The 13,426-nt window shown below is 67.9% G+C and carries 8 protein-coding genes and 1 pseudogene; 5 read left to right on the forward strand and 4 right to left on the reverse strand.

Annotated features, from left to right (window positions below):
* The first annotated feature begins 218 nt into the window (after positions 1-218).
* Both ASF27_RS08915 and ASF27_RS08920 read left to right on the forward strand, forming a co-directional pair.
* Positions 219-845 (forward strand): hypothetical protein, encoded by a 627-nt coding sequence (locus ASF27_RS08915; protein ID WP_156467491.1) that lies wholly within the window; start codon positions 219-221, stop codon positions 843-845.
* A 23-nt stretch (positions 846-868) separates the two neighbouring features.
* Positions 869-1,306, forward strand: a complete 438-nt coding sequence (locus ASF27_RS08920; protein ID WP_056304445.1) for a hypothetical protein — start codon at positions 869-871, stop codon at positions 1,304-1,306.
* 179 nt (positions 1,307-1,485) lie between these two features.
* Here the strand turns inward: ASF27_RS08920 and ASF27_RS08925 are convergent, their stop codons facing one another.
* Positions 1,486-2,802 (reverse strand): L,D-transpeptidase family protein, encoded by a 1,317-nt coding sequence (locus ASF27_RS08925; RefSeq protein WP_056260560.1) that lies wholly within the window; start codon positions 2,800-2,802, stop codon positions 1,486-1,488.
* Positions 2,803-3,389: 587 nt separating this feature from the next.
* Here ASF27_RS08925 and ASF27_RS08930 point away from each other — a divergent pair.
* Positions 3,390-3,839 (forward strand): annotated as a pseudogene (locus ASF27_RS08930) (copper chaperone PCu(A)C); the annotation flags it as partial.
* Positions 3,840-3,970: 131 nt separating this feature from the next.
* Positions 3,971-4,942: a hypothetical protein gene (locus ASF27_RS08935; RefSeq protein ID WP_056260564.1), complete on the forward strand. Its 972-nt coding sequence runs from the start codon at positions 3,971-3,973 to the stop codon at positions 4,940-4,942.
* A 70-nt stretch (positions 4,943-5,012) separates the two neighbouring features.
* Here ASF27_RS08935 and ASF27_RS08940 read toward each other — a convergent pair whose 3' ends face one another.
* The gene (locus ASF27_RS08940) at positions 5,013-7,442 is read right to left on the reverse strand and encodes a penicillin-binding protein 1A (RefSeq protein ID WP_056169923.1); all 2,430 of its coding nucleotides are present in this window, start codon (positions 7,440-7,442) and stop codon (positions 5,013-5,015) included.
* A 176-nt stretch (positions 7,443-7,618) separates the two neighbouring features.
* The gene (locus ASF27_RS08945) at positions 7,619-8,890 is read right to left on the reverse strand and encodes an N-acetylmuramoyl-L-alanine amidase (RefSeq protein ID WP_056359407.1); all 1,272 of its coding nucleotides are present in this window, start codon (positions 8,888-8,890) and stop codon (positions 7,619-7,621) included.
* 940 nt (positions 8,891-9,830) lie between these two features.
* Between ASF27_RS08945 and ASF27_RS08955 the strand changes: the two genes are divergently transcribed.
* Entirely contained in the window at positions 9,831-12,887 is a 3,057-nt protein-coding gene (locus ASF27_RS08955) for a ribonuclease E/G (protein WP_056359412.1), read from the forward strand.
* Between the two features lie 95 nt (positions 12,888-12,982).
* Here the strand turns inward: ASF27_RS08955 and ASF27_RS08960 are convergent, their stop codons facing one another.
* The gene (locus ASF27_RS08960) at positions 12,983-13,405 is read right to left on the reverse strand and encodes an FKBP-type peptidyl-prolyl cis-trans isomerase (RefSeq protein WP_056169934.1); all 423 of its coding nucleotides are present in this window, start codon (positions 13,403-13,405) and stop codon (positions 12,983-12,985) included.
* Positions 13,406-13,426: the final 21 nt, after the last annotated feature.

Below are 13,426 nucleotides of genomic sequence, written 5' to 3' on the forward strand. Positions count from 1 at the left end.
ACACGGGCGGCGGGATCGGGCCAAGCGCAGCTAATTTGCGGTGTCCTACAAAAAAACTTTCACGCGCTCTCTGAAACGAAGGCACGAAGGCCTGGAACAAACCGTGCCGCCACTCCGGCGATGCCAAACCGGAACGATCGTCACGCGATAAAACACTCATAAGTTGTATTTTCCGAGATGGTATGGGAATAAGGACCTACATCGATTCGGAGGTACGCATGATGTCGCGGCAGTTCCAGATTGCTCTCCACCGATGCGAGGTCGCTGCCATCCGCTTGCGACTGGCTCTACTTCGAAGCGCCTACGATGCCGTGAAGGCCGGGTTCAACGCCAGCCAGTCTCGCGACGAGAGAGGGCGGTGGAATGGTGGAGGAGGCGGATCTGGCATCGTCGTCGTTCGACGCGACCGGACCGGTCATCCGAAGATCGATCTGACGTCCGATCGCCTCGTGGAGGTCATGAAGGAAGTCGTCGCCAATGTCGGGACCGGAAGGGGGCCTCTCTACGGAACGGCCATCCACACCGAGGCAGCAAGACTCATCAGAGAGTCCGATTTTCCTGGGATAGGCCGGCGCGGAGTCGAACAGAGTTTCAGTCTCGGCGACACCGTGCGGTATGGCCTCGATGGCAGCATCAGGACGGATATTGTTCTCCGCGACGGTCGAACGAATGCCGCGCCCATCTTGGCGGTATGGGATGTCAAGACCGGTGGCGCGAAGCTCACCCCGGAACGCGCAGCACAGATCCGACAGCATCTCGGCGTTGGCGACGACGTCCCTATCGTCGAGCTGCACATCTCGAAGGGACTCGACGCGAAAAGCTACATCTACGCGATGGTTAGTTAATTCTCAATCATAGGGCCGAACCCATGAGCATGGATCTTTACGTTTTCTATGACGGCCAGTTTCCGAACCTTGTCGAATGGCAAAAAACCATCGACGGATTTGGGTTCGACTTGAAATTCTCCCGAGATCAGATCCTCATAGGGGAAGGGGGCCTGATCAAAGCAAAATGGAAAACCCGTGATGCTTCGTTCGAATTTCGACCGTGCGATTTCGACAAACTCACGGAAACCTACGACGATATCGACTTTGGTAGAAGGTGGAGCACCGCTTATGCCTTCTATTGGTCCGGTTTACCCGAATGCGTCGCCGCCTATATCGCTGCCGTGACACTCGCCCAGATGCGTGACGGCGTCGTATTCGATCCCCAGGACAGTCTTATCCTCCGGGACCAAGAGGCGATACGCATGGCACGCGAGAACGAACTTCTGCTACCGAAGATCGAGGCTTCCCTACGCCATTGAGAACTGTTTTCGCGAAGTGACTTTGTGCTCGTCCCAGCCTCACACGAGCCAAATGTCCTGAATCGGCCGGGATCGACAAGCAAACACAACAGACAGGATGCCGTCATCCGGGACGGGGCCCTATGGCACCCGCCCCGGAAAAGATCAGGGACTCGAGAAGCCGATCCCCTTTCGCTGCCTCAGTTCTCCTCGTCGCCCGGCTCGAAGCTCGGCACCTGTTCGGCGCTGGCCACGGGGGTCGGGGCCGAGAGGGTCGAGGGCACGTTCACGCCGTCGCGCTTGTAGATGTCGTCGCGGAACTGCACCGAGCCGTCCGGGGTCGCCCAGGCGGTGATGTAGGTCCAGTAGACCGGCACGGGAGTGCTGAGGGTGGCGTCCACCCGCTTGCCGCTCTCGATGGCCTGCTCGACCTGGTCGCGGCCCCAGCCGGGCGTGTCCTTGAGGAGCCAGGTGATGTACTCGCGCACGTTCTGCACGCGCACGCAGCCCGACGAGATGAAGCGGAAGTCGTCGCCGTAGACACCCTTCGAGTTGGTGTCGTGCATGAACACCCCGTGCGGGTTCGGAATGTTGATCCGCACGATGCCCATGGAGTTGAAGTCGGCACCCGAATCCTGGCGATAGCGGTAGCGCGTGCCCTCGTCCGAATTCCAGTTCACCGAGGCCGGGGAGATCTCGGTCTCACCGGTGAAGATGCGGATCTTGTTGTCGGTGAGGTAGTTCGGATCCTTCTGCATCTTGGGGATGAGGTCCTTCTTCACGATGGAAGCCGGGACCGTCCAGAAGGGGTTGAAATTGATCTGCGTCGCCTTGGTGTTCATGATCGGCGACTGGCGGTCGATCTTGCCGACGCCGGCGGCGTGCAGGGTCACGACCTGGCCGTTCTCCACGGTCTGGACCAGGGCGGCGGGGATGTTGGTGATGACGAAGCGGTTGCCGAGGTTGCCCGCGTAGGAGCGCAGGCGCACCACGTTGATTTCGAGCTGGTGCAGGCGAATATCGGCCGGCACGTTCATGGCCTGCTGGGTCGCCATGCTCATGGCACCGGTCTGGCTGAGGCCGTGGCGGGCCTGGAAACGCTTCACGCCGGCCGACACGTAGGAATCGTAGACGCCCGAGCCGCCGGACGCCGAATCGAGGTCGCCGGAGATGATCAGGCGCTGACGCACGGCGCTCACGGCCGGGCCCTTGGAGCCGATGCGCAGGCGGTCGGCCCCCGAGACCGGCTTCCAGCCACCCCGGTTCACGATATCCCGGTAGCGCTCGATGGTCTGCTCCGAAGCGGCGATCGTCTGCGGCGACAGGATCGGCGTCGAGGAGCGCTGCACCTGCATGGTGGTCGGCGCGGCGTAGTCCTGCGCCCACTCGGCCTGAGCGTAGCCGCTGGGCTCACGGGCGGAGGCGGACTGAGCCATGAAGGCCACGGACGCGGCGAGGGCGAGGCCGAGGGACCTGTGGAGGCCGGAAGACCTGGGATGGAGAGCCTGTTTCAGCATCGGGCGAACTCTGATCTGACGTAGGGTGCGGCGTGCGGTGCCCGGCCGCCGGCGCATGACGCCGTGTCCGAAGCACCCCTTGCCGCGAACGTGTCGGGGTGCGGTTAAGAACTCATGGCGTCCGGGCTACAATATGGCGCTGCGGGACTTTGCGATGACTTCCGCGCGGGCGTATCGCCCCCGCCACAGGACCGGTGCAGGCACGAATCGGGCCTACGGACCGCTCGGGCATCGCCGAAGCACCGCATCGGGCCGGGGAGGATCGGAGGCAGACAGGCCGCGCCACTCTCCGCAAGTCTCCGACACAGCTCGCTTTTTTCGAAGCACGCGATGGTTCCGGGGCGCCTCCGCGACGGCGCCGTCGTGGACCGGTCGCCCGGGGAATCACCGCAGGGTGTGGGCACGCCGAAGAAGTGCCCTTGCGCACGATCGATTTGCGCGCATGGTCGTCCTGCCTCGGCCGTCCCCGACCGGACCCCGCCATCTCGTCCTACCGCCCGACCCAACGGACCCCTGCGATGAATCAAACCGCCCGCACCGCCCTGCGCTTCGCTCTCGTGGCCTCCGCCCTCGGTCTCGTGCCGCAGGCGCGCGCCGCCGAGCCCATCACGGCCGGGACTTTGCGGATCGAGACACCGTGGATGCGGGCGACGCCGGGGGGCGCCAAGGTCGCGGGCGGCTACGTTCGCGTCACCAACACCGGTACCCAGGCCGACAGGCTCACGGGGGCGGCCATCACCACCGCGGGCCGGGGGGCGATCCATTCCATGACCATGGCGGGCAACGTCATGAAGATGGCGGCCGTGCCGGACGGGTTGCCCATCGCACCCGGCCAGACCCTGGAACTGAAGCCCGGCGGTCTTCACTTGATGTTCGAGGATCTCAAGTCCGCCCCGACGGTCGGTGAGCCCGTCTCCGGCACCCTGACCTTCGAACGCGCCGGGACCGTCCCGGTCACCTTCTCGGTCGCGCCCATCGGCGCGACGAGCCCGAACGCGACCGCCCCCGGCGCCCCGGCCGCGCAGCACCACCACTGAAACCGGCGACGTCTGGATTCCGATGGGCCACACCAGGGGCAACCTGGATATCGGCTTGGAAACCCGCGTCCGATCAAGGCACTAACCCGGGCGCGTTGGCACGCCGCCGCGAACCCGATTAGACCCCCCGAATGAGCCTTTCCGCAGCCATAGAGCCGCACACACAGACCGCGATCCATCCCGACATCCATGTCGGGCGCGACGGCTGGCTGTTCCTCACGGGGGGCAGCAACGCCGTCCAGGCGCAGTACGGCGCGCCCGGATTTCCCCGGGGGAAGCTGTGGCGCTGGCGTCGCCTCCTCGAGGCTCGGACCCGGCGCCTGGAGAAGATGGGGATTCGCTACGCCCACGTCGTCGCCCCCGAAAAGCTCGCCATCCACGGCCACGCCTTCGACGGCCTCGCCCTCGACCCCGACCGCGCGCCGGCCGTGCGCCTGGAACGCTGGTTGCGCCTGTCGCCGGCCCGTCGAACCTATGTCGATCTCGTACCGCCGTTCCGGGTGCGGGCCCGGGACACGGCGCTCTATCGCCACACGGACACCCACTGGACCTTCGCGGGGGGCTGGCTCGCCTATGCGGAGATCTGCCGGAGCCTCGGGGTGCGTCCGCGCTACGACATCGCCCAGCGCCGCATCGGCACGCCCCAGGTCTATGGCGGCGATCTCGGTTCGAAGTTCACGCCGGTCCGCTGCGAAGTCGCCGAGCCGTGCCTGTTCGAGAGCGCGGCCCGGAGGGTCCACGCCAACGCGCTGATCACGGCGTTCGAGCAGGAGGGCCGGGGGCGCGACGCGCATATCGGCACCCACGCGATCTTCCGCAACGCGTCACCCGGGGCCGATCCACGCCGCCTCGTCCTGTTCGGGGATTCGTACGCGCATCATACGCCCAACGGCGCCACCGGCACCCTGACGCCGCTCTTCGCCGACACGTTCCGGGAGGTGCATGTGCTGTGGTCGACGAGCATCGACTGGAACACCATCGCGCGGGTCCGCCCCGATTTCGTCGTTTCGGAAATCGCCGAACGCTTCATGGTCGACGTGCCCCAGGCCGGCTTCGACATCGACAAGCTCGCGGCCCTGGCCCTGGCGCGCAAGGGCTTCTGACCAACGGGAATAGGGTTCCGGTGAACGAAAACGGCCGGGATCGGGTCCCGGCCGCTTCGAAGGCTGCGTCTCAGTACAGGCCGCCGGCCTGAGCGGCACGGTCCGCGTCCGGCGGAGCGCCGCCGCTGGGCGGGGCGTTGCTGGGCGCCGCGACGTAGGCATCGGGCGGCGCGGTACCGGGCTTGAACGCCTCGAGGATCGTGCCGGGGCCTTCGCCGGAGCCGGCACGCATGCCGGACGAAGCCGAAACGCGGATGAGCTTGATCCCGGGCGGGACGCGGAACGGCGTGGGCGGCTTGTCCTTGAGGGCCTGCTTCAGGAAGTCGAGGGCGATGGGGGCCGAGAGGCCGCCGCCCGTGGCGCGGTCGCCGAGCGAGCGCGGCTTGTCGAAGCCGATATAGACGCCGACGGCGAGATCCGGGGAGAAGCCGACGAACCACGCATCCTTGGCGTCGTTGGTGGTTCCGGTCTTGCCGGCGAGCGGCTTGCCGACCTGCTTCAGGATGGTGGCGGTGCCGCGCTGGACCACCCCTTCCATGATCGAGACCATCTGATAGGCGGTGAGCGGATCGAGGACCTGCTCGGAATCGTCCACGAGCTTCGGCTCGTCCTGGCCGGACCACTTCTCCGCGTCGCAGCCGAGGCACTTGCGGGCGTCGTGCTTGTAGATGGTCTCGCCGACCCGGTCCTGGATGCGGTCGATGAGGGTCGGACGGATACGCCGGCCGCCATTGGCGAGCATCGAGTAGGCGGTCACCATGCGCATGACCGTGGTCTCGCCGGCGCCGAGCGACATCGGCAACACCGGCAGCATGTCGTCGTAGACGCCGAAGCGGCGGGCGTACTCGGCGATGAGCGGCATGCCGACGTCCTTCGCCAGCCGCACGGTCATCAGGTTCTTCGAGTGCTCGATGCCGTAGCGGAGGGTGTGCGGGCCGCCGGACTTGCCGTCGTAGTTCGACGGGGTCCAGGCCTCCTGGCCGGGGCCGGCCTCGATGGTAATGGGCGAATCCTGGACGATCGAGGACGGCGTGTAGCCGTTGTCGAGGGCCGCCGAGTAGACGATCGGCTTGAACGACGAGCCCGGCTGGCGCATCGCCTGCGTCGCCCGGTTGAACTGGCTCTCGTCGTAGGAGAACCCGCCCACCATGGCGTGGACGCGGCCCGTGTAGGGGTCCATGGCCACGATGGCGCCGGAGACTTCCGGACGCTGGCGCAGGCGGTAGGCCCCGCGGCCGCCGTCGATCGCCTCGACGTAGATCACGTCGCCCGCACTGAGGGCGGCGGCGGGCGAGCGGCCGGTCCAGCGCGTCCCCTCGGCCGCGATGGTGCCGGTCTCCCGATCCTTCGAGACCTGGCCCGAAGCCTCGCGCCGGGGCTGGAGGCCGATCTGCGCGGCACCCCCGGTGGTGCTCAGTACCACGGCGAGGCGCCAGGGCTGCACGTCGCCGAGACCCGGAACCTCGGCTACGGCCAAGCCCCAGTCGCGGCCGACGAGGTCGACCTTGGCCTGGGCCCCGCGCCAGCCATGGGACTGGTCGTAGCGGATCAGGCCGTCGACGAGGGATTTGCGGGCCCAGGCCTGCATCTTCGGGTCGAGGGTCGCCCGGACGGAGAGGCCGCCCTCGTAGAGCTTCTTCTCGCCGTAACGCTCGGCGATCTCGCGGCGGACCTCTTCGGTGAAGTAGTTGGCGTTGGCGGCGTTGGCGAAGGCGACGCGCGGGTTGACGCCGAGCGGCATCTTGCGGGCGGCGTCGCCCTCCTCCTTGGTGATGTACCCGTTCTGGGCCATCAGGCCGATGATCTCGTTGCGCCGGTCGAGGGCCTTCTGGGTCTGGCGATAGGGGTGGTAGTTGTTCGGCCCCTTCGGCAGGGCGGCGAGGTAGGCCGCCTCGTTGATGGTCAGTTCGTGGACGGACTTGCCGAAGTAGTCCAGCGCCGCCGCCGCGACGCCGTGCAGATTGCGCCCGGGCACGATGGTGCCGAGGAAGATCTCGTTGAGGTAGAGTTCGAGGATCTTGTCCTTCGAGTAGGCGGCCTCGATCCGGAAGGCGATGAGCGCCTCCTTGGCCTTGCGCTCGAAGGTCTGCTCGGGGCTGAGCAGGAAGTTCTTCGCCACCTGCTGGGTGATGGTCGAGGCGCCCTGCTTCTTGCCGCTCTTGAAGTTGGTCAGCGCGGCGCGGACCAGCCCTTCCGGATCGACGCCGCCGTGCTTGTAGAAGTTCTTGTCCTCGGCCGAGAGGAAGGCCGCGACGACGATCTTCGGCATGGCCTGGATCGGCAGATAGAGACGGCGCTCGGTGGCGTACTCGGCGAGCAGCGAGCCGTCGGCGGCATGCACCCGGCTCATCACCGGCGGCTCGTAATTGGCGAGCGCCGCGTGGTCCGGCAGGTCCTGGCTGTACTTCCAGTAGAAGAACGCCCCGGCGGCCGAGGCGACCACGAACAGCATCGCACCGATGCTGAACAGGAAGCCGAAGAAACGAAGGATGATGCGCATCCGGGTCCCGTTCGTCGCTGGATCTGCCACCGGTCCGGCCTGGACACGGCTTGCCGCTCGCGGCAGCGGGCATGAGGAAGGGCGGCGTTCGCTTGGGGCTACCCGCGCGGCCGTTCCCGTCGAAGTCGCGACGTCGGTTGGACCGGGGCGCCGTGAGCCCCGGTTTCACTCTCATTCTATGGTGAAACTGGGGCGATTGCCGCCGAACGCCGGGGCGGGTTCGGCCGGGTCAGGGAGGTCCGGTTGCCGAAGAATGCGTCGATGGCCTTGGCCATTCCGCCGGTGACGTCGGCGCGCCAGGCCTCCGACTGGAGGAGATCGAGGTCGCGCTTGCTCGACAGGTAGCCGAGCTCCACCAGCACGGACGGCACGTCGGGCGAGCGCAGGACCATGAAGCCGGCCTCGCGGTGGGGCTTGGGGCTCATCTCCATGACGGGGCCGAGCTGGGCCATCAGGCCTTTGGCGAAGCCCGACGAGAAGGTGCGGGTCTCGCGCAGGGTGAGTTCCTGGAGGATGTCGGCGACGTGCCCCGGCCCCTCGTTCGACTCCGTGCCGGCGGCGGCGTCGGCCTTGTTCTCGCGCTCGGCGAGGCGGGCCGATTCGGCGTCCGTGGCCTTCTCCGAGCCGGTGTAGATGGTCGCACCCCGCACCTGTGGGGCGGACTGGATCGAATCGGCGTGGATCGAGACGAACAGGTCGGCCTTCGCGTCGCGGGCGATGCGCACCCGCTCGGAGAGCGGCACGAACACGTCGCGGTCGCGGGTCATCCGCACCCGGTAGCGTCCGCCCAATTCGAGGCGGGCGACGAGGGCCTGCGCGAAGCCGAACACGATGTCCTTCTCGAACACGCCCGTGACCGCGATGGCGCCGGGATCGGTACCGCCGTGGCCCGCATCGACCATGATGAGCGGGCGGGCATCCGTCGCCTCGGGCGGAGCCACGGCCTTGCGCGCCTGGGGTGCCGGATCGCTCGCCACCGCAGCGCGCTTGAAGCCTTCGCGGTCGCTGCGGTGGAACTCCACGGTCAGGAGCACGGCCCCGTCGCGGGCGCGGGTCACCGTCTCGATCTTTCCGACGGTGGCGGGCTGGGCGAGGTCGACGACGATGCGCGAGCGTCCGGGTGCGAACAGGCCGTAGCGGAACGAGGCGACCACACCCTCGCGCTTGCGCCCGGTCTCCGTGCCGAGCTGAAAGTTGACCTCCGCCAGATCGATCACGGCGCGGTCGGGCCGCTCCATCACGAAGGCGCGGGCCTCGATGGCCTTCGAAAGGGTCAGGGTGAGTTTGGTGATGCCGGGACCGCCGCTCGACAGGTCCGCCGCGATGGCGACCGCCGCCGACGCGCGGACGGACTTGTCGCCGTCCTGGGCCCGCGCGGAGGGACTGGCGGTCAGCGCGAGGCTCGCCGCGAGGACGATCGACCGAAGCAGGCGGTGGGATGCGAACATGGGTCCGGCGTTCCGGTTCCTGATGGCGTCCGGTTAAGCGATACGGCCGGGATGGTTAACTGTTCCTTGTGCCACGCCGTCGGTTGGCATGGGGTTGTGGCCGGCGCGCGACATCCGCGCGGGCCATGATCGTCACGAGCTCGCGCCTCACCGACGCGAACAGCGCTTCGGCGGCGCGGCGAGCGCGGCCCTGATCGTTCGCAAGTCGGAACGTCGCGTCGCCATCCATCGCTGCGTTCCCTTCCCGGACGCCGCATCGGGCCGGGCGCTGGACCGGTGAAGACGGTCGATGGAAAAACCCTCGCCGGCCGGGGGCACGTGGCCTCGGAGCCGGACGGGCGTCAAGGTCACCATTGCCCCGTCGTGGAAGGGACTTATCGCGGGACGTGCGGCGTTTCCATCTTGCCAAATCCCTGCGGCGATCTGTAATGAAACTGTACCCTTCCCGGTGCCGTGCGGTATGCTCCGCGGCCCGCGGACGTTTCGAGTGATCGCTCGGGCGTCTTCGCCGTCGGTTCCCGCGCCATGCTCGCCGGTGCTCCAAAGAGCCGGGCAGGTGACGGTTCAAGCTGCGGCCGCTCGGCTCGCGGCCATTCTTCGAAATCCGTGGCCGGCGGTATCCGGCCCAAGAGTCTTCGCGAGGTCAGGGAGAGGATGGGAGGACACACAGCATCGGTTGCCGTTGCTCGTGTTCGACGCATGCGCGTTTCGCGTGGCGCCGCAGTCCCGTCGGCCCTGACCAGGATCAACCCCACGCGCGCCGATCACCGGCGCCCAAAGGCGGTTGACGGCAATCCCTTCCCCACAGTTCCCGCGATCCGCGTTTTCGGATCGTCGCGCGCGTTGACCGTCCGGCCCGATGGGCCGGGACGGGGCGGCACGCCACGGGAGCCGCTCGGTTCGAGGAGAACGACGTCGGCCGCCCTGTCGAAAGTTCGTCATGGCCAACAACAACAAGATGCTCATCGATGCGATGCACCCGGAGGAGACCCGGGTCGTCACGGTCCACGGGTCTAGGGTCGAGGAATTCGACTTCGAAGCCGCCAACCGGCGCCAGCTTCGGGGCAACATCTACCTCGCCAAGGTGACGCGGGTGGAGCCTTCGCTCCAGGCGGCCTTCATCGAGTACGGCGGCAACCGCCACGGCTTCCTCGCCTTCAGCGAGATCCACCCCGACTACTACCAGATCCCGCTCGCCGACCGGCAGGCCCTGCTCGAGGACGAGGCGCGCGACGCCGAGGAGCATCGCGAGCGTGAGGAGCGCAAGCCCCGCCGCCGCTCGCGCGGCCGCCGCGCCGAGGCCGCCTCGGCCAAGACCGCCGAGACCGTGAGCGTCGCGGATCCGTCGGCCGACGCCGCCGAGACGGACGTCTCGGCCGTGAACGTCGGTGAGCAGACCGTGTCCGGGTTCGACGACACGGCGGCGCATTCGGCCGAGACGGGCAGCGATGCGTCCGCCGAGCTGGCTCAGGCCGAGCACGCCGTGGAATCCACGGAGGAAGCCGTTGCCCAGGCGAATGCCGACGAGGCACCCGCGACGGACGCTTCCGCAACCGAGACTCAGGCGACTGGAGCGGCTCCCGAGCCGCACATCACCGCCGAGGCGCACGTCGCGTCGGCGCTTCATGTCGAGCCGGCCGCCGAGATCGCCCTCGAAGCCTCGCCCATGGGCGGGTCCGCCGAACCCGTCGCGGCCCCAGCCGAGACCTCCGAGGACGAATCCGACGAGGACGAGTCCGATGAGGAGGACGAGGACGAAGACGACGATTCGGATGAGGATTCCGACGAAGACGACGATTCGGACGAGGACGACGACGAGGACCACGAAGGCGAGGATGGCGAGCGCGAGCCCAAGATCGCCCAGGTCGGCGGCAACGGCGACGCCCTGGCCGAGATCCCCGAGCGCCCGCGCACCTATCGCCGCCACTACAAGATCCAGGAGGTGATCAAGCGCCGCCAGATCATCCTGGTGCAGGTCGTCAAAGAAGAGCGCGGCACCAAGGGCGCGGCGCTCACCACCTACCTGTCGCTCGCCGGCCGCTACTCGGTGCTGATGCCCAACACCGGCCGCGGTGGCGGCATCTCGCGCAAGATCACCAGCGCCGCCGATCGAAAGCGCCTCAAGGAGGTCGCGCAGGATCTGGAGGTGCCCGAGGGCATGGGCGTCATCCTGCGCACGGCCGGCGCGTCCCGCACCAAGCCGGAGATCAAACGCGACTTCGAATACCTCATGCGCCTGTGGGAGAGCGTGCGCGAGCTGACGCTGTCCTCCTCGGCCCCGGCCCTCGTCTACGAGGAAGGCTCGCTCATCAAGCGCGCCATCCGCGACCTCTACAACAAGGACATCGACGACATTCTGGTGGCGGGCGACGCGGCCTACCGCGAGGCGCGCGACTTCATGCGCATGCTGATGCCCGGCCAGTCGAAGGTGGTGCAGCCCTACCGCGACCCGACGCCGATCTTCGCGCGCCACGGGGTCGAGCAGCAGCTCGACGCGATGTTCTCGACCCACGTCACCCTGAAGTCCGGCGGCTACCTCGTCATCAATCCGACGGAGGCCCTCGTCTCCATCGACGTGAACTCGGGCCGCTCGACCCGCGAGCACGACATCGAGGACACGGCGCTCCGCACCAACCTGGAGGCGGCCGAGGAGGTCGCCCGCCAGCTGCGCCTGCGCGATCTCGCCGGCCTCGTCGTCATCGACTTCATCGACATGGAGGAGAAGCGCAACAACCGCGCAGTCGAGAAGAAGCTCAACGAGTGCCTGAAGAACGACCGCGCCCGCATCCAGGTCGGTCGCATCTCGCCCTTCGGCCTGCTCGAGATGAGCCGTCAGCGCATCCGCACCGGCATGCTCGAGAGCTCGTCGCTCCCCTGCGTCCATTGCGGCGGCTCCGGCTTCGTGCGCGCCACGGCGTCGGTGGCCCTGCAGATCCTGCGCGCCATCGAGGAATCGCTCCTCAAGAGTGCCACGCACAACCTCGTGCTTCGCACCCGCACGGAAGCCGCGCTCTACATCCTCAACCAGAAGCGCGGCCACCTGCACGAGCTGGAGGTGCGCTTCGGCGTGACCGTGACCATCGCGGCCGACGAGCGCCTCGCCACCACGGCGGCGTTCCAGCTCGACCGCGGCGAGCCGGCCGTACGCGCCGAGGGCGCCATCACGGGCGTCCGCGCCATCGCCATCAACCCGGCGATGGAGACGGAGGACGACGAGGAGTTCGAGGACGAGGTGGTCGAGACCGCCGAGGCCGAAGCGGAGACCGAATCTCAGGCGTCCGACACCGAGGAGGCCCGCGAGGGAACCAACGAAGGCGGCGAAGGCCGCGGCGGCCGTCGCCGGCGTCGGCGCCGTCGTGGTGGACGTCAGGATAGCGGCGCTCAGGTGGGCGGCGAGGACGAAGGCCGGTCGGAGTCCGAAGAAGACGAGTCCGATGAGGCCGGATCGACGCCCCAGGCCGAGGAGACGGGCTCCGAGGTCAACGGCTCGACCGAGATCGTCACCACGGGCGAGGATGACGGCTCCGGCCGTCGCCGTCGCCGGGGCCGTCGCGGTGGCCGGGGGCGCGATCGGGACAGCCGTTCGCGCGACACTGCGAGCGAGTCGACGGACACGGACGCCGAGGCCTCGGAGTCCGAGACCGTGGCCGATGCCCCCACGGCCTTCGCGGGCGGCGAGGAGCCGGTGAGCGCGGAAGCCGTCATCGCGGCGACGCAGGCGAGCGCCGACCCCGTCAGCCAGGATCTGCCGGTTGGACAGGATCTGCCTGTCGCCGAGGATCTGCCCGTCGCCTCGGCGCCCGAGCCGGCCGCAGCGCAGGTCGACGAGCAGGCTTCCCGGGCGCCAGCGTCCGCCGAGGTCGAGCCGAGCGCGGAGCCTGCGGTTGCGGCTCCCACGCCCGAGCCCGTCGCCGTGGTCCTGACGCCGTTCGATCCCGACCGGCCCAAGCGCGCCGGCTGGTGGTCCCGCACCAAGGCCGCCCTCTCGGGCGAGTGAGGCGCAGCCCGATCGGGTTTGAGAAACGAAGAAAGGCCGGATCGGGGCAACCCGATCCGGCCTTTCGCGTGTTGAGCCAGCTTGAAGTGTTCGGCCTACTTGGCGCCGAGAAGCTCAACATCGAAGATCAGGGTGGCGTTGGGCGGGATCAGGCCACCGGCACCGCGTGCGCCATAACCCTGGTCGGACGGGATGATGAGGGTGCGCTTGCCGCCGGTCTTCATGGTGGCGACGCCCGTATCCCAGCCGGCGATGACTTGACCGGCGCCGAGCGTGAAGGTGAAGGGCGTGCCGCGATCCCGCGAGGAATCGAATTTCTTGCCCGGCTTGCCGTTGTCGTCGAGCCAGCCCGTGTAGTGGACGCTGACCTTCTGGCCGGCCTTCGGCTCGGGTCCGGTGCCGACGACCTCGTCGCGGTACTGGAGCCCGGAGGGCAGGGTCACGGTCTCGGCGGCGGAAGACGCTGTGGTCATGGCGAGGAACAAGGCTCCGGTGAGGGCGAGGGTCGGGCGAAACATACGGCGCTTCCTGTCTGGCGA

The sequence above is a fragment of the Methylobacterium sp. Leaf102 genome (assembly GCF_001422425.1).
In the GTDB taxonomy this organism is placed as follows: Bacteria; Pseudomonadota; Alphaproteobacteria; order Rhizobiales; family Beijerinckiaceae; genus Methylobacterium.